This window comes from Pseudomonas sp. GW821-FHT09H03, assembly GCF_059415945.1.
On sequence record NZ_JBWKOF010000001.1, the window covers coordinates 237,685 to 254,831 of the forward strand.

The 17,147-nt window shown below is 60.2% G+C and carries 13 protein-coding genes; 3 read left to right on the forward strand and 10 right to left on the reverse strand.

Annotated features, from left to right (window positions below; translation table 11 throughout):
* Nucleotides 1–16: 16 nt before the first annotated feature.
* The 5 genes from AC07OG_RS01090 to trxA form a co-directional block, all read right to left on the reverse strand.
* Nucleotides 17–985: a CDP-6-deoxy-delta-3,4-glucoseen reductase gene (locus tag AC07OG_RS01090; protein ID WP_218423599.1), complete on the reverse strand. Its 969-nt coding sequence runs from the start codon at nt 983–985 to the stop codon at nt 17–19.
* Nucleotides 985–2,451, reverse strand: coding sequence for a 4-hydroxy-3-polyprenylbenzoate decarboxylase (gene ubiD / locus AC07OG_RS01095; RefSeq protein WP_060542502.1), 1,467 nt, complete (start codon nt 2,449–2,451; stop codon nt 985–987). The genes AC07OG_RS01090 and ubiD overlap by 1 nt, the downstream gene beginning before the upstream one ends.
* Before the next feature lie 69 nt (nt 2,452–2,520).
* A complete protein-coding gene (locus tag AC07OG_RS01100) occupies nt 2,521–4,518 on the reverse strand; it encodes an acyltransferase family protein (RefSeq protein WP_495066015.1) in 1,998 nt (665 codons plus the stop codon).
* Nucleotides 4,519–4,712: 194 nt separating this feature from the next.
* Nucleotides 4,713–5,972: a transcription termination factor Rho gene (rho, locus tag AC07OG_RS01105; protein ID WP_057712815.1), complete on the reverse strand. Its 1,260-nt coding sequence runs from the start codon at nt 5,970–5,972 to the stop codon at nt 4,713–4,715.
* A 245-nt stretch (nt 5,973–6,217) separates the two neighbouring features.
* Nucleotides 6,218–6,547: a thioredoxin TrxA gene (gene trxA, locus AC07OG_RS01110; RefSeq protein WP_003206727.1), complete on the reverse strand. Its 330-nt coding sequence runs from the start codon at nt 6,545–6,547 to the stop codon at nt 6,218–6,220.
* A gap of 242 nt (nt 6,548–6,789) precedes the next feature.
* Between trxA and ppx the strand changes: the two genes are divergently transcribed.
* Complete coding sequence (gene ppx, locus AC07OG_RS01115; RefSeq protein WP_060542504.1) at nt 6,790–8,292, forward strand: exopolyphosphatase; 1,503 nt, start codon at nt 6,790–6,792, stop codon at nt 8,290–8,292.
* A 177-nt stretch (nt 8,293–8,469) separates the two neighbouring features.
* On the opposite strand, the gene ppk1 is transcribed toward ppx, so the two are convergent.
* Together ppk1 and hemB are read right to left on the reverse strand one after the other, a co-directional pair.
* On the reverse strand, nt 8,470–10,692 hold the full coding sequence (gene ppk1 / locus AC07OG_RS01120; protein WP_060542505.1) for a polyphosphate kinase 1: 2,223 nt from the start codon (nt 10,690–10,692) through the stop codon (nt 8,470–8,472).
* 18 nt (nt 10,693–10,710) lie between these two features.
* Nucleotides 10,711–11,724, reverse strand: coding sequence for a porphobilinogen synthase (gene hemB, locus AC07OG_RS01125; protein WP_060542506.1), 1,014 nt, complete (start codon nt 11,722–11,724; stop codon nt 10,711–10,713).
* A gap of 208 nt (nt 11,725–11,932) precedes the next feature.
* Here hemB and AC07OG_RS01130 point away from each other — a divergent pair, with 208 nt between their 5' ends.
* Entirely contained in the window at nt 11,933–12,565 is a 633-nt protein-coding gene (locus tag AC07OG_RS01130) for a DedA family protein (protein ID WP_060542507.1), read from the forward strand.
* Here the strand turns inward: AC07OG_RS01130 and AC07OG_RS01135 are convergent.
* On the reverse strand, nt 12,546–13,781 hold the full coding sequence (locus AC07OG_RS01135; protein WP_495066016.1) for a sterol desaturase family protein: 1,236 nt from the start codon (nt 13,779–13,781) through the stop codon (nt 12,546–12,548). The genes AC07OG_RS01130 and AC07OG_RS01135 overlap by 20 nt on opposite strands.
* Nucleotides 13,782–13,896: 115 nt before the next feature.
* Here AC07OG_RS01135 and elbB point away from each other — a divergent pair, with 115 nt between their 5' ends.
* A complete protein-coding gene (elbB, locus tag AC07OG_RS01140) occupies nt 13,897–14,565 on the forward strand; it encodes an isoprenoid biosynthesis glyoxalase ElbB (RefSeq protein ID WP_060542509.1) in 669 nt (222 codons plus the stop codon).
* 118 nt (nt 14,566–14,683) lie between these two features.
* On the opposite strand, the gene AC07OG_RS01145 is transcribed toward elbB, so the two are convergent.
* A complete protein-coding gene (locus tag AC07OG_RS01145; protein ID WP_060542510.1) occupies nt 14,684–15,139 on the reverse strand; it encodes a YaiI/YqxD family protein in 456 nt (151 codons plus the stop codon).
* A gap of 109 nt (nt 15,140–15,248) precedes the next feature.
* On the reverse strand, nt 15,249–17,147 hold the full coding sequence (locus AC07OG_RS01150) for an FTR1 family protein (protein WP_495066017.1): 1,899 nt from the start codon (nt 17,145–17,147) through the stop codon (nt 15,249–15,251).

Sequence of the window (17,147 nt, forward strand, 5' to 3'; positions counted from 1 at the left end):
GTCTCAGGAGCGCGGATCAAGACCGCGGCGCATACGCAAATACGTCGGCGCGCATCTGGTGGGCGTCCATCCCCGCTTCGACCAGCGCATCCAGTGTGCCGTAGACCATGGCCGGTGACCCGCTGGCGTACACATGCAGGGGCTTGAGATCAGGGAAGTCTTCGCAGACCGCTTCATGCAACATGCCGCAACGCCCTTCCCAGCCGCATTGATCGCTGACGACTTTATGCAGGAACAGGTTGGGTAGCTTCAGCCATTCATTCCAGTGTTCGATCTGATAAAAATCTTCGGGACGACGCACCCCCCAATACAGATGCACCGGATGCTTGAAACCGGAGGCCCGGCAGTGTTCGATCAGGCTATGGATCTGGCCCATGCCGGTACCTGCGGCGATCAGCACCAGCGGACCGTCCGGCAGTTCTGCCAGATGGGTATCGCCGAACGGCAACTCGACCCGCACCGTGGTGTTGCGCCTGAGCTGGTCGATCAGGTTCAACGCACTGGTTTCGCGCGCCAGCACATGGATTTCCAGGTCGCGCCCGGCGTGTGGTGCAGAGGCCAGGGAAAATGCCGACTTCTCGCCGCTCTCGCGCTGGATCATCAGATACTGACCGGCGTGATAGCGCGGCGGTTTGCCAGCAGGCGTCCGCAAACGCACGCGCCAGGTATCGCCCCCCACGTCCTTGCACTCAATGACCTGACACGACAGGGTGCGCACCGGCAGTTCTCCCAGCGCGAGCACGCCATCCCACAGCACGATGCAGTCTTCCAGCGGCTCTGCTATGCAAGTGTAGAACTCGCCATGGTCACGCACATTGCCGGCTTGTTCGACACGGCCTTCCACCAGCAACGCAGCGCACACGTGGCAATTGCCGTTGCGGCAGCTTTGCGGGCATTCATAGCCCAGGCGCCGCGCACCATCGAGAATCCGCTCGCCGGGCAGAATCTCTAGCACCGCTCCGGAGGGCTGCAAGGTTACACGCATCAATCTATTCCTAACTGATTCCAGATGGCATCGATCCGTTGGGTCACGGCGTCGTCCTTGACGATCACCCGACCCCACTCGCGAGTGGTTTCGCCCGGCCATTTATGCGTGGCATCGAGCCCCATCTTCGAACCCAGGCCGGAAACCGGCGAGGCGAAGTCGAGGTAATCGATCGGCGTATTGTCGATCATCACCGTGTCGCGCTTGGGGTCCATGCGCGTGGTGATGGCCCAGATCACATCGTTCCAGTCCCGGGCATTGATATCGTCGTCGGTGACGATAACGAACTTGGTGTACATGAACTGTCGCAAAAACGACCAGACACCCAGCATTACCCGCTTGGCGTGGCCGGGATACGACTTCTTCATGGTCACGATGGCCATGCGGTACGAGCAGCCCTCGGGCGGCAGGTAGAAATCGGTGATTTCCGGAAACTGCTTCTGCAGGATCGGCACGAACACTTCGTTCAGCGCCACCCCGAGAATCGCCGGCTCATCTGGCGGACGGCCGGTGTAGGTGCTGTGGTAGATCGGCTTGATCCGGTGGGTGATACGTTCGACCGTGAACACCGGGAAGCTGTCGACTTCGTTGTAATAGCCGGTGTGGTCGCCGTATGGACCTTCATCAGCCATTTCGCCCGGATGGATCACGCCCTCAAGGATAATTTCGGCAGTGGCCGGCACTTGCAGGTCGTTGCCACGGCACTTCACCAGCTCGGTACGGTTGCCACGCAGCAGACCGGCGAAGGCGTACTCGGAAAGGCTGTCGGGAACCGGGGTGACCGCGCCTAGAATAGTCGCAGGATCCGCGCCCAATGCCACGGACACCGGGAACGGCTGGCCTGGATGCTTTTCGCACCACTCACGGAAATCCAGCGCGCCACCACGATGGCTCAGCCAGCGCATGATGACCTTGTTACGGCCAATCACTTGCTGACGATAGATGCCGAGGTTCTGCCGGTCCTTGTTCGGGCCTTTGGTGACGGTCAGGCCCCAGGTGATCAGCGGGCCGACATCGCCAGGCCAGCAGGTCTGCACCGGCAGCATGGCCAGATCGACGTCGTCGCCTTCGATCACGACTTCCTGGCACACCGCGTCCTTGACGACTTTCGGCGCCATCGAAATGATCTTGCGGAAAATCGGTAGCTTCGACCAGGCATCCTTCAGGCCTTTGGGCGGCTCCGGCTCCTTGAGGAATGCCAGCAGCTTACCGATTTCGCGAAGCTCGCTGACAGATTCGGCGCCCATGCCCATGGCCACCCGCTCGGGGGTGCCGAACAGGTTGCCGAGCACCGGGATGTCGTAACCGGTCGGTTTCTCGAACAGCAGCGCCGGGCCCTTGGCCCGCAGCGTGCGGTCACAGACCTCGGTCATCTCCAGCACCGGCGAAACGGGAATCTGGATGCGTTTCAACTCTCCGCGCTGCTCAAGCTGCTGCACGAAATCCCGAAGATCCTTGAATTTCATTGACGATGGCACCCTCAAAATAGGCGTACATCCTACCTGCTATGCCGCCCGCTGGCAGCCCGTCACGCTTCACTTGGCTGCATTCACCGGGCCTTTTTTCAGCTTTTGCGTGGCTTGCAGATCGACAAACAGCGGCTCGAGGATCGGCGCCACCAACCGCGCACCGACTTCCGAGAGGTGATTATCGTCGGTGTACAGCGAATAACCGCCGAGTTCGGCGCGGCACAGCCCGCTTTCACCACACAGTCGTGGCGCCGGATCGACCACCCGTACCGCCGGGTCTTGCGCCAGTTGTGCGAACAACTGACTGATGAACGCCTGACGCTTTTGGTGTTCGCCAACCGCCAGCCCGACGTCATCCACCGGGCGATCGAGCATTGCCAGGCGCGTGAGTCGATAAGGCGGGCTGAAAGCCTGCAACGGCGCCTCTTTCACCAACCAGACGCGGTGACCGCCGGCGCGCAATTGCATCACCCGCGCCCGCAAACCTTCGGCCAGACGCTGTTCGGCAACAGCACGGTCGTAATGACCGTCGGACTTTTTCAGCGCGTGGCCCAGATCACCTCTGACGTCGCCATAGAGGTACAGGCTCCAGCGCGCGACAAGCACTACATCACTAACGGTCTGCGACTTCAGGGCCTGCTCGATGCGCTGGTTGAACCGCGCGCAACGTGCATCGTGCTCCAATCCCTCCACTGGCACGCAGCCGGGAGAGCTGGCAAGGATCACACTGACGTCATGGGCGGTGGCACCGTCATCGAACACCGGGATCAGCGCCGTGGCATGACTGTCACCCCAGACCAGCGCCCGGGTCTGAGTATTTTCCGCGCCGTAGTGACAAAAGAGTTTGTCATCAGGCGTTTTGTCGTCCGCCAGGCACGCCATCAGCTCCGGCCGCCATTCGCGGCCCTTGGCATACTGCAGGGCCTGATCGGACAAGCGCCACGGCAAGCCATCGGTCCAGCGCAGGGTTTGCCCGGCCAGCCCCAGCACCACCACGCCAAAAGCTCCGGCAAGCAGAATTTGCCGGCGCCCGGCGAGCAGGCGACGTTCGCGAAACGGGGTCTCGATGAGCTTCCAGGACAGATAACCGAGCACCAGCGTCAACAAAATCAATCCGGCGCTGTCGATCGCACTCGGCTGATCGACACTGGCGTAGCTGGAGAACACGAACACCGGCCAGTGCCACAGATACCAGGAGTAGGAGATCAGGCCGAAGCCGACCATCACCCGAGTGCTCAAAAATTGTCCCACCCAGGTCTGGCGATGACCGTTGGCCAGAATCAGCGCGATGACACCGAGGGTCGGCAGCAGCGCGGCAGCACCCGGGAACGGCGTGGTCTTGTCGTAGCCGAACACTGCCAACAGGATCAGTGCCATGCCGAGCAGGCTAAGCGCCTGCGCCGCCATCGGCTTAAGCCGCCAACCATGTTTTGGCGCGACAGCCAGCATCGCACCGGCCAGCAACTCCCAGGCGCGCATCGGCAGCAGAAAGAACGCTTTCTCCGGATGGTGATTGACCGCCCACACACTCAGGCCGAAAGAAACCAGCAGCACACCGAACAGCGCCATGCGCCAGTGTTTCAAGCGACTGGACAGCAGCGTCAGCAATAATGGAAAGATGATGTAGAACTGCTCTTCCACTGCCAGCGACCAGGTGTGCAGCAGCGGCTTGAGGTCAGAGGCAACGTCGAAATAACCATCCTGACGCATGAACAGGATGTTCGATACGAACATTACCTGATAGCGCACCGAGCGCCCCAGCTCTTCGTAATCCTTGGGGGCGAGCAGGAACCAGCCCAGCGCCAGCACCGCGATGATCATGGCAAACAGTGCAGGCAGGATCCGTCGCGCGCGCCGCGCCCAGAAATCGACAAAGCTGAAACGCCCGGCCTGGCGCTGGTTCCAGATGATCGAAGTGATGAGGTAGCCGGAGATTACGAAGAATACGTCTACGCCGACAAAACCACCGGTAAAACCCGGGACGCCAAAATGGAACAGCACCACGGCAATTACCGCGACTGCCCGCAAGCCGTCGATATCCCTTCGATAAGCAAGTGTGCTCATAAATCTTTAATGCCAATACGTAGGTTGTTTTTTGTACAGCCGCACGCCCGACTCAGAGACGGTCACCTGCGCTGCTTGATGTTTTACCAGGTCACAGACCTTACCAGATCCGGAACCTCCCATGGCCCGGACAAAAAACAGACAAAAAAAATGGCGCCCCAAAAGGACGCCATTTTCGGATTCAACCCGCGATGTTACTTGCGCTTCATCGACAGGAAGAACTCATCGTTGGTCTTGGTCGTTTTCAACTTGTCGACCAGGAACTCGATGGCAGCGATTTCGTCCATCGGATGCAGCAGCTTGCGCAGGATCCACATGCGCTGCAACTCGTCGTCGGCGGTCAGCAACTCTTCGCGGCGGGTGCCGGAACGGTTGATGTTGATGGCCGGGAACACGCGCTTTTCAGCAATGCGGCGATCCAGAGGCAGCTCCATGTTGCCGGTGCCTTTGAATTCCTCGTAGATCACTTCGTCCATCTTCGAGCCGGTTTCAACCAGCGCGGTGGCGATGATGGTCAGCGAGCCGCCTTCTTCGATGTTCCGCGCGGCGCCGAAGAAACGTTTCGGTTTCTCCAGGGCGTGGGCATCGACACCACCGGTCAGCACCTTGCCGGAGCTCGGGATCACGGTGTTGTAGGCACGGGCCAGACGGGTGATGGAGTCGAGCAGGATCACCACGTCTTTTTTGTGTTCGACCAGGCGCTTGGCCTTCTCGATCACCATTTCGGCAACCTGCACGTGGCGGGTTGGCGGCTCGTCGAACGTCGAGGCAACCACTTCGCCGCGCACGGTGCGCTGCATTTCGGTTACTTCTTCCGGACGTTCGTCGATCAGCAGCACGATCAGGTGAACTTCAGGGTTGTTACGCGCAATGTTGGCCGCGATGTTCTGCAGCATGATCGTTTTACCGGCTTTCGGCGGTGCAACGATCAGACCGCGCTGGCCTTTACCGATCGGGGCGCACAGGTCGATGACTCGACCGGTCAAGTCTTCGGTGGAACCGTTACCGGCTTCCATCTTCATGCGCACGGTCGGGAACAGCGGGGTCAGGTTCTCGAAGAGAATCTTGTTTTTCGCATTTTCCGGACGATCGAAGTTGATCGTGTCGACCTTGAGCAGGGCGAAATACCGCTCGCCTTCCTTCGGAGGGCGGATCTTGCCAACGATGGTGTCACCGGTGCGCAAGTTGAAACGGCGGATCTGGCTTGGCGAGACGTAGATATCGTCCGGGCCGGCCAGGTAGGAAGCGTCAGCGGAGCGCAGGAAGCCGAAGCCGTCCTGGAGAATCTCCAGCACGCCATCACCGGAGATTTCCTCACCGCTTTTCGCGTGCTTTTTGAGCAGGGAGAAAATCACGTCCTGCTTGCGCGAACGGGCCATATTTTCTATGCCCATCTGTTCGGCCAATTCGAGCAGTTCGGTAATCGGCTTTTGCTTGAGTTCAGTCAGATTCATATAGGAATGACGTAATCATTTATGGAGGGGGGAAATTAAGCTTTTGGCTTAATGAGGCCGCGCCGCGGAGAAGGCGACAGGATCGCGTACTTATTCGAAAAGGAGTGCGTCGGCGACGGCTAGCAGGGGGCAATGGAGAAACCAGTGCGGGGCCGAATGTACCACCTGAGTTTAGGAGCGTCTAGCCCTCAATAACGAAAAAGCCCCGCTATTTGCGGGGCCTTTGACTGACGCCTTGTTGACGCTTAGATGTTGGCGTCGAGGAAAGCAGCCAGTTGCGACTTCGAAAGAGCACCAACCTTGGTCGCTTCAACGTTGCCGTTCTTGAACAGCATCAACGTAGGAATACCACGAACGCCATGCTTGGCAGGGGTTTCCTGGTTTTCGTCGATGTTCAGCTTGGCGACGGTCAGCTTGCCTTTGTAAGTCTCGGCAATTTCGTCCAGAACCGGAGCGATCATTTTGCAAGGGCCGCACCATTCAGCCCAGTAGTCGACCAGTACAGCGCCCTCGGCCTTGAGTACGTCAGCCTCGAAGCTGGCATCGCTAACGTGTTTGATAAGATCGCTGCTCATGGAATTCTCCAGGTTGTAAGCAAAAAAACGTGGCCCATCATAGCTGCCCTTCCCGTGTTCAGGAAGGTGCAGATGATTGACTCTTGCTATGGTGTTCCATGAGTTTTGGTATAGCTCATGTCCCTGCATGCCGGGATTTTGCAGGGAGGGGGTGTGCTGAATCAAAGCTTTGAACACTTCGCGTTGGCGCCAGCCTTTGATCGTGGCACGATGGCGAGGTAATCGACCGAGACCCCCTGACCATGCCGCAATCCAAAGCCAAGAATCTGTCCCTGATCGCCGCAATCGACTTGGGCTCCAACAGCTTTCACATGGTCGTGGCCAAGGCCCAGAATGGTGAAATCCGTATTCTCGAGCGTCTCGGGGAGAAGGTGCAGCTGGCTGCCGGTATCGACGAAGAACGTCACCTCAACGAAGAATCCATGCAGCGCGGGCTCGACTGCCTCAAGCGCTTCGCCCAACTGATCAACGGTATGCCCACTGGTTCCGTGCGGATCGTTGGCACCAATGCCCTTCGCGAAGCCCGCAACCGCAGCGAATTCATCCGCCGCGCCGAAGAAATTCTCGGCCACCCGGTGGAAGTCATCTCCGGTCGTGAAGAAGCGCGCCTGATCTACCTTGGCGTGTCCCACACCCTTGCGGACACTCCGGGCAAGCGCCTGGTGGCCGACATCGGCGGCGGCAGTACCGAGTTCATCATCGGCCAGCGCTTCGAACCGCTGCTGCGCGAAAGCCTGCAAATGGGCTGCGTGAGCTTCACCCAGCGTTACTTCAAGGACGGCAAGATCACCCCGGCCCGTTACGCCCAGGCGTACACCGCGGCGCGACTGGAGATCATGAGCATCGAGCACGCGCTGCACCGCCTGACCTGGGATGAAGCCATCGGTTCCTCGGGTACCATTCGCGCCATCGGCCTGGCCCTGAAGGCCGGCGGCCAGGGGTCCGGCGAGGTCAATGCCGAAGGCCTGGCCTGGCTCAAGCGCAAGCTGATGAAGCTTGGCGATGTCGAAAAGATCGACTTCGAAGGCATCAAGCCGGATCGCCGGACGATTTTCCCCGCAGGCCTGGCCATTCTCGAAGCGATTTTCGACTCCCTCGAGCTGCAACGCATGGACCACTGCGAAGGCGCCCTGCGCGAAGGCGTGCTCTATGACCTGCTCGGTCGCCACCATCACGAAGACGTGCGCGAGCGTACCCTCACTTCGCTGATGGAGCGCTACCACGTTGATCTGGAACAGGCAGCACGGGTCGAGCGCAAGGCCCTGCATGCCTTCGACCAGGTGGCCGAGGACTGGGATCTGGAAGACGGCGTCTGGCGCGAGCTGCTCGGCTGGGCGGCCAAGGTCCATGAGGTGGGCCTGGACATCGCTCACTATCAGTACCATAAGCATGGTGCCTACCTGATCGAACACTCCGATCTGGCCGGTTTCTCCCGGGAAGACCAACTGATGCTCGCGCTACTGGTGCGCGGCCATCGACGCAACATTCCCAAGGACAAGTTTGCCGACTTCGGCCATGACGGCATCAAGCTGATCCGTCTGTGCGTGTTGCTGCGCTTTGCGATCCTGTTCCACCACATACGTGGGACCCAGCAAATGCCCCAAGTGGCTCTGAAGGCCAAGGGTAACCAACTGGAAGTCGTGTTTCCGGAAAATTGGCTGAACGAAAACCAGTTGACCCAGGCCGACTTCGAAATCGAAGCGCAATGGCTGACTCGGGTCGACATCGTCCTGACCGCTCGCTGATTCGCCCCCCGTAGGAGCGAGCAGGCTCGCGATGAACCTGAGAGCACCGCGGGGCGTCAGGTTGCCAGCGTCATCGTTGACGATCATCGCGAACAGGCTCGCTCCTACAGAGAGCGGCGCTGAAACAAAAAAAGGGCGATCCACATGGATCGCCCTTTTTTCACCCGCCGACTGCCGTTACCGCACCGTCAGAATCGGGCTGCCCAACCGCTCCAGCAACGTCGCCTGGGCGCTGCGTGGATTCTGATTGCCAGTCGGTGTGTTGCGGATGTACCGGCCGTCCGACTGCAGGCTCCAGCTGTGGGTGTTATCGGTGAGATACAGCTCCAACTCTTTCTTGACCCGCATGATCAGCTTCTTGCCTTCCACCGGGAAGCAAGTCTCGACACGCTTGTCGAGGTTGCGCTCCATCCAGTCGGCACTGGACAGGAACATCTGTTCATCGCCACCGTTGAGGAAGTAGAAGACCCGCGTGTGCTCCAGGAAGCGACCGATGATCGAGCGCACGTGGATGTTGTGCGAAACCCCGGCAATGCCCGGCCGCAGGCAGCACATGCCGCGTACCACAAGATCGATGCGCACACCTGACTGACTGGCCTTGTACAAGGCGCGGATGATCTTCGGATCGGTCAGCGAGTTGAACTTGGCAATGATGTGCGCCGGCTTGCCATCGACGGCGAACTGGGTTTCCCGGGCAATCATGTCGAGCATGCCCTTCTTCAGGGTGAACGGCGCATGCAGGAGCTTCTTCATGCGCAGGGTTTTACCCATGCCGATCAATTGACTGAAAAGTTTTCCGACGTCTTCGCACAGCGCGTCGTCGGAGGTCAACAGGCTGTAGTCGGTATACAGGCGAGCATTGCCAGCATGGTAGTTACCGGTGCCCAGGTGCGCATAACGCACGATTTCGCCGGCCTCGCGCCGCAGGATCAGCATCATCTTGGCGTGGGTCTTGAAGCCGACCACGCCATAGATCACCACCGCACCGGCCGCTTGCAGACGGCTGGCCAGCTGCAGGTTGGACTCTTCGTCGAACCGCGCGCGCAGTTCGATCACCGCCGTGACTTCCTTGCCGTTACGCGCCGCATCCACCAGGGCATCGACGATTTCCGAGTTGGCGCCAGAGCGGTACAGCGTCTGGCGCACGGCCAGAACGTGCGGATCCTTGGCCGCCTGGCGCAGCAGGTCGACCACCGGGGTGAACGACTCGAACGGGTGCAGCAGCAGGATGTCCTGCTTGCTGATCACGCTGAAAATGTTCTCGCTGTTTTGCAGCAGTTTCGGGATCTGCGGGGTGAACGGCAGGTATTGCAGCTCACGCTGGCTGTCCAGACCGGTGATGCTGAACAAGCGCGTCAGGTTCACCGGACCGTTGACCTGATACAGCTCGGTCTCGCTCAGGTTGAACTGCTTGAGCAGGTAGTCGGACAGGTGTTTCGGGCACGTATCGGCAACTTCAAGACGCACCGCGTCGCCGTATCGACGGGAGAAAAGCTCACCACGCAGGGCGCGGGCCAAGTCCTCTACGTCTTCCGAATCCAGCGCCAGGTCGGCGTTACGGGTCAGACGGAACTGGTAGCAGCCCTTGACCTTCATGCCCTGGAACAGGTCATCGGCATGGGCATGGATCATCGACGACAGGAACACGTAGTTATCGCCGGCGCCGCCGACTTCTTCCGGCACCTTGATGATCCGCGGCAGCAAGCGCGGCGCTGGAATGATCGCCAGACCGGAGTCGCGACCGAAGGCGTCGATGCCTTCGAGCTCGACGATGAAGTTGAGACTCTTGTTCACCAGCAACGGGAACGGGTGCGTCGGGTCGAGACCGATCGGGGTGATGATCGGCGCGATCTCGTCGCGGAAGTAACGACGGACCCAGGTCTTGAGCTTGGCGTTCCAATGGCGGCGACGAATGAAGCGGACCTGATGCTTTTCCAGTTCCGGCAACAGAATGTCGTTGAGGATCGCGTACTGGCGGTCAACGTGACCGTGCACCAGTTCGCTGATGCGGGCCAGGGCTTGGTGCGGTTGCAGGCCATCAGCGCCCGCCTGTTCCCGGGCGAAGGTGATCTGTTTCTTCAGGCCGGCGACGCGAATCTCGAAGAACTCGTCGAGGTTGCTGGAGAAGATCAGCAGAAACTTGAGCCGTTCCAGCAACGGGTAGGACTCATCCAGCGCCTGTTCCAGCACGCGGATATTGAACTGCAGTTGCGACAGCTCGCGATGGATGTACAAGCTGCTGTCATCCAGGCCGGGAATGGCAATAGCCGGCGCCGCCGGGGCGGCCTCGACCACTACCGCGGGTGGAGCAGGCTCCAGTTCCGGCGGGGTTTCGGCAATTTGCTCGACCACGGGTTGAGCGTCTTTTACGGCAACTTCAGTGAGTCCTTCGGTATTCATTGAATGTTCCTGGGAGGGCTATTTCTGCTCTCGTAACAATTGAGCTGCGCGAACGGCAAAGTACGTCAGGATGCCATCAGCGCCTGCACGTTTAAAAGCGGTCAGGGATTCGAGGATAACCCCTTCGCTCAACCAGCCATTCTGGATCGCCGCCATGTGCATGGCGTACTCGCCGCTGACCTGGTAAACAAAAGTCGGCACTTTGAATTCTTCTTTGACCCGGCAGAGGATGTCCAGATACGGCATGCCTGGCTTGACCATGACCATGTCCGCGCCTTCTGACAAGTCCGCCGCCACTTCGTGCAGGGCTTCGTTGCTGTTGGCCGGGTCCATCTGATAGGAGGCCTTGTTGGCCTTGCCCAGGTTCAGCGCAGAGCCGACGGCGTCACGGAACGGCCCATAATAGGCACTGGCGTACTTCGCCGAGTAGGCCATGATGCGCACGTTTACATGACCGGCCACTTCAAGCGCCTCGCGGATAGCCTGGATGCGGCCGTCCATCATGTCCGACGGCGCCACTACCTGCGCGCCTGCCTCAGCATGGGACAGGGCTTGCCTGACCAGCGCGTCGACGGTGATGTCGTTCTGCACGTAGCCTTCTTCGTCGAGGATGCCGTCCTGACCGTGGGTGGTAAATGGGTCCAGGGCGACGTCGGTGATCACTCCCAGCTCGGGGAAGCGGGCACGCAGGGCACGGGTGGCGCGCTGGGCAATACCTTCAGGGTTCCAGGCCTCTGCGGCGTCCAGCGACTTGAGCTCTGTCGGCGTGACCGGGAACAGCGCCAGCGCAGGAATCCCCAGCTCGACCCACTTCGCGGCTTCTTCGAGCAGCAGATCGATGGTCAGACGTTCGACGCCCGGCATCGAGGCCACGGCTTCGCGACGATTTTCACCGTCCAGCACAAACACCGGAAGGATCAGGTCATCGACAGTCAGAACGTTTTCACGGACCAGACGACGCGAAAAATCATCACGACGATTGCGGCGCAGGCGGGTTGCAGGGAACAAGCGGTTGGCGGGGGTAAAGCTCACGGCAGACTCCTGAGCCCGCGCTTACGGGCGAGCGTGACAGTTATAAGCGACCATTATGACTAACGTATTACAGTTATGTGCACCCATGTGACAGGTAGTCGCATTCCATTGTCGTTGTAGGAAATGTTCACGTCGAGACACATTTGGACACTTTCATGAATGTGTCCGAAGGGTTAGGCTGCGCGTTCATTTCGCCAGCACCCAGACAATGCTCCAACAATTCCTGCAGGACTTCGGCTATTTTGCCTTGTTTCTCGGCACGTTCTTCGAAGGCGAAACCATCCTGGTACTCGCGGGCTTCCTCGCGTTCCGTGGATACATGGACATCAACCTGGTGGTGGTCGTGGCCTTCTTCGGCAGCTATGCCGGCGATCAGCTGTGGTACTTCCTGGGACGCAAGCACGGGCGCAAATTGCTGGCACGCAAACCCCGCTGGCAAATGATGGGCGACCGGGCGCTGGAGCACATCCGCCGGCACCCGGACATCTGGGTGCTGAGTTTCCGCTTCGTTTATGGCTTGCGCACGGTCATGCCGGTAGCAATCGGCTTGTCCGGCTATCCACCGGGACGCTATCTGCTGCTCAACGGCATTGGTGCGGCGATCTGGGCGTCGGCGCTGGCCGCTGCCGCCTATCACTTCGGCGCGGTGCTCGAGGGTATGCTGGGCAGCGTCAAGAAGTACGAGTTGTGGGTGCTCGGCGCGCTACTGGTACTGGGTCTGGTGCTGTGGCTGCGTCGTCGCTTCAAAAATGCCCGTCTGGCCAGAAAGATCTACGCCGACGAACAAGCCCTCAAGGCCAAACAAACCAAAGTCGACGGCCCTACGACGCCCACCGAGTGATGCGGTTTCTGCAGCAGTAGAGACCGATACCGCTCACCAGGCTGTAACTGAGCAGGCCGACCCAGCCCACCACGCTGGCCGGCCACAGCCCGACCAGCGGCGCCAGCCACATCAGCGGCACGTTCGACGCCAGCCGCAGCAGTTCCAGCTTCAACGCCCAGGGGCGATTTTCCAGCGCCACACCCAGCACGAACAATCCCCATGCCACAGCTCCCCAGCCCAGCACCAGGGCGGCCGTCGGCAAGTGCGCCTGCAGACTCATAACATAGCTGCCAAGAGCGATATAGACGCAGAACTGCAGCAAGACATAAAGCTGCTGCCTGGGGTCCAGCGCCACCTCGAATTTGCGGAACTGACTCAGGTCCGGCTTGCTCATCGGGTATTTGGCAGCGACGTCCGCCGGCCGCCAGCCGGTGCGCATGAACCAGATTCGCAGCTTGTCCCACAAGCGCTCGGCACGTCGTGCGTCCGCCCCTAACTGCACGTAGAACTGTACGTTCGCCCACAGCGGGTTCCAGCTCGCCAGTGGCGTGGTCACGCCAAAAACAACCGGCTCGTTGTCGTCTTCTTCCTGGAATGACCCAAACAGACGGTCCCAAATAATGAACACACCGCCGTAGTTGCGATCCATGTAGAGAGCGTTCTGTGCATGGTGGGCCCGATGATTGGAAGGTGTGACGAAAAACCACTCGAACCAGCCGAGCTTGGGAATGTGCCGGGTGTGCACCCAGAACTGGTACAGCAGGTTCAGCGCCGCGACACTGACGAACACCAGCAAAGGCACACCGAACACCGCCATCGGCAGATAGAAAATCCAGCTCAGCAGAAAACCGCTGCTGGTCTGGCGCAACGCCGTGGAGAGGTTGTAGTCCTCGCTCTGGTGGTGCACCGAATGGGCGGCCCAGAGGATGTTGCGCTCATGCCCCATGCGGTGCAGCCAGTAATAACAGAAGTCGTAAAACACGAAGGCGAACAGCCAGACCCAGACACTGTCGACCGACAGCTCGAACAGTGCCAGGTGCTTGAGCGCAAACCCGTAGGTCAGCAGTCCCACACCCTTGGTCAGCAGGCCAGTGGTGGTCGACAGCACGCCGGCACTGATGCTGTTGATCGAGTCCGCGAGCCGATAGTTGCGCACTCCGCGCCAACGGTCAGCCAGCAATTCGATGGCGATCAGCACGAAGAAAAACGGCACCGCATACAGAATGAAGTCCATGATGCGTCCCGATCGGATTCCAGAGGGCTGATCGTATGTGTAGCCGCGAATTTACCCTATGGCAACGAGTGACAAATTAGTGGACATTTAGCGCCATGAATCTGGAGAAAAGCCCATGAGCAAAAAAGTTGCAGTGATCCTTTCCGGTTGTGGCGTGTACGACGGCGCCGAGCTCCACGAGAGCGTCATCACCTTGCTGCGTCTGGACCAACGCGGTGCTCAGGTGCAGTGTTTTGCACCGGACATCGCACAGATGCATGTGATCAATCACCTGACCGGCGAGCAGATGCCCGAGTCGCGCAACGTGCTGGTGGAATCGGCGCGCATTGCCCGGGGCAACGTCAAGGATATCCGTGACGCGAACGTCGAAGACTTCGACGCCCTGATCGTGCCCGGAGGTTTCGGTTCGGCCAAGAATCTTTCCAACTTCGCCAGCGAAGGCGCCGCCTGTAGCGTACAACCCGATGTCCTGGCTTTGACCGAAGCCTTTGCCGAGGCCGGCAAACCGGTCGGGCTGATGTGCATCTCGCCGGCCCTGGCGGCAAAAATCTACGGCCCCGGCGTGACCTGCACCATCGGCAACGACACTGACACGGCCGCCGCAATGAACAAAATGGGCGCGACTCACACCGACTGCGCGGTCAGTGACATTGTCGAAGACAAGGCACGCAAGCTGGTCAGCACTCCGGCGTACATGCTGGCGCAAAGCATCAGCGAGGCCGCAACCGGGATCAACAAACTGGTCGACCGCGTGCTAGAACTGACCCACGAAAATGATGCCTGACACACATACACTGTAGGAGCTGGCTTGCCAGCGATGGCGCCCGCCGATTCAACATAGATGCTGGACGTTAGATCGCTATCGCTGGAAAGCCAGCTCCCACAGGGGTTCAATGCAGTTCTCAAGGCTTGCGTGATAGCCGGGTAAGAATTCGGTCCAGCGCATTGGCAAACGCCTGTTTTTCCCGCTCGCCAAACGGCGCCGGCCCCCCGCTCATTTGCCCCTGTTCGCGCAAATCGGTGAACAGGTTGCGCACCGCGAGCCGGTCTCCCATGTTCTGCGCATCGAATTCCTTGCCCCGCGGATCCAGCGCGGCCACGCCTTTCTTGACCAGACGGTCGGCCAGCGGCACATCGCTGCAGATCACCAGCTCACCGGGAACCGCGTGCTCCACCAGGTAATCATCGGCCGCATCCGGACCACTGGGCACCACGATCAATTTGACCAGCGCCAGGCTCGGCTTGATCTGCGGCTGCCCGGCCACCAGCACCACTTCGAACTGACGCTTGAGGGCGAACTTCACCACCAGGTCCTTGGCTGCCCGGGGGCAGGCGTCGGCATCGATCCAGACACGCATGTGTTTTTTCCTCATCTGAAAGCACCACGGGCAAGCCACGCCCCTACAGGTTAACGCTAAACCTGTGGGAGCGTGGCTTGCCCGCGAATGTGAGCGCAGCGAATGCTGTTTAAGAAACCTGCACCCGCCGCTTCTCAGCTACCCAACTACGACCATACAGCACGATGATCGCAATGATCGCCACGGCCTGGGCACTCAACGAATACGCATCCGCGTGGATCCCCAGCCAGTCGAACTCAAAGAACGGCACCGGCCGCGTTCCAAAGATCCCCGCTTCCTGCAATGCCTTCACGCCGTGCCCGGCGAACACCACCGACAACGCGCACAGCAGGCCGGCGTTGATGCTGAAGAACAACGACAACGGCAGCTTCGCCGAACCACGCAAAATCACCCAGGCCAGCACAACCAGCAGCACCAGCGCCGTCGCACCACCGGCCAGTACCGCGTTGTGCCCCGCCGGACCTGCCTGCAGCCACAGGGTTTCGTAGAACAGAATCACCTCGAACAGCTCGCGATACACCGAGAAGAAGGCCAGGGTCGCAAAACCGAAACGTCCACCGCCGCCCACCAGACTGCTCTTGATGTAATCCTGCCAGGCTGCCGCGTGACGACGGTCGTGCATCCACACGCCGAGCCAGAGCACCATGACGGCGGCAAACAAGGCTGTCGCACCTTCAAGCAACTCGCGTTGCGAACCGCTGACATCGATCACATACGCTGCCAGCGCCCAGGTCCCCAGGCCGGCCAGCAATGCCAGGCCCCAACCGCAGTTGACGCTGCGCACTGCCGACTGCTGCCCGGTGTTGCGCAGGAAGGCAAGGATGGCTGCCAGCACGAGAATCGCTTCCAGGCCTTCGCGCAGCAGAATCAGCAGGCCGGAAATGTAGCTCAGGGACCAGCTCAAACCGTCGCTGCCCAGCAACCCGGCAGACACTTTCAACTTGGCCTTGGCCACCTCCAGACGCTGCTCGACCTCGGAAACCGGCAGGCCGTCCTGCAATGACTGGCGGTACGCCATAAGCGATTTTTCGGTGTCTTTGCGCACGGTGGCATCGACGTTATCCAGCGAGCTTTCAACCAGTTCGAAACCTTCGAGGTATGCCGCCACCGACAGGTCATAGGCTTGATCGTGGTCACCGGCGCGGTACGCCGCAATGCTCTTGTCCAGGGTCGCAGCGGTGTAATCGAGCAACTGCCCCGGGCCACGCTTGACCTGCGGCGGTTGCGAACGCTGTGCACGGAACGTCGCCGCCGCCTGCGGACCTTCGGCGCCCTGCACTTCTGCCGGAGTCTGACGGGCAAGGTCGGCGATGTTGTAGGTTTTGTCGCTGCTGGCGTTGGCCAGGTCGACGCTGAAGCTGGCGATGTAGGTGGCCAGGTCCCAACGCTGACGCTCATCCAGTTGATCGGCGAAGGCCGGCATGTCAGTACCTTCGACCCCCAGGCCAACGGCGCTGTAGATGGCGTAAAGGCTCAGACGATCCAGACGTGAGGTATCACGCAGATTGGAGGGTGGGGGCGTCAGGCCGACTCCCGCCGGGCCGTCGCCGGCACCTGCGGCGCCATGGCAAACCGAGCAATGCTGAGCGTAAAGCGGCGCGCCGCGGGTTGGGTCCGGGGTAATGATAGGCGCCTGGCTGATTTCATAGGCGACCGCCAGTTTCGCACCCAGTTGCCGAGCCTGGCGAGCCACATCGGTGCCGTCCTGACGGGCACTGACTGCACTCAGCAAGCCGGCCACCCCCTGCTCCAGCGCGGCTTTTTCCGGTTTGTCCGGCATGCCTGCGACCAGGTCTTCCAGGGTTTTGATCGACTCTTGCTGCGCGCGGTACCCGGTCTGGTTGGTGATGCTGCCAGCTTGCACAGTGTCCGGGTAATCCGCGCTGATGTAATCGAGCAAATGCAACGCCTGCGGCGCGCCATCGACGGTGTCGGCCAGCAGTTGAAAGCTGCACGACGCGAACAGCGGCAGCAGCAACCAGGCCAGGAAACGGGATGGGGCAATCAT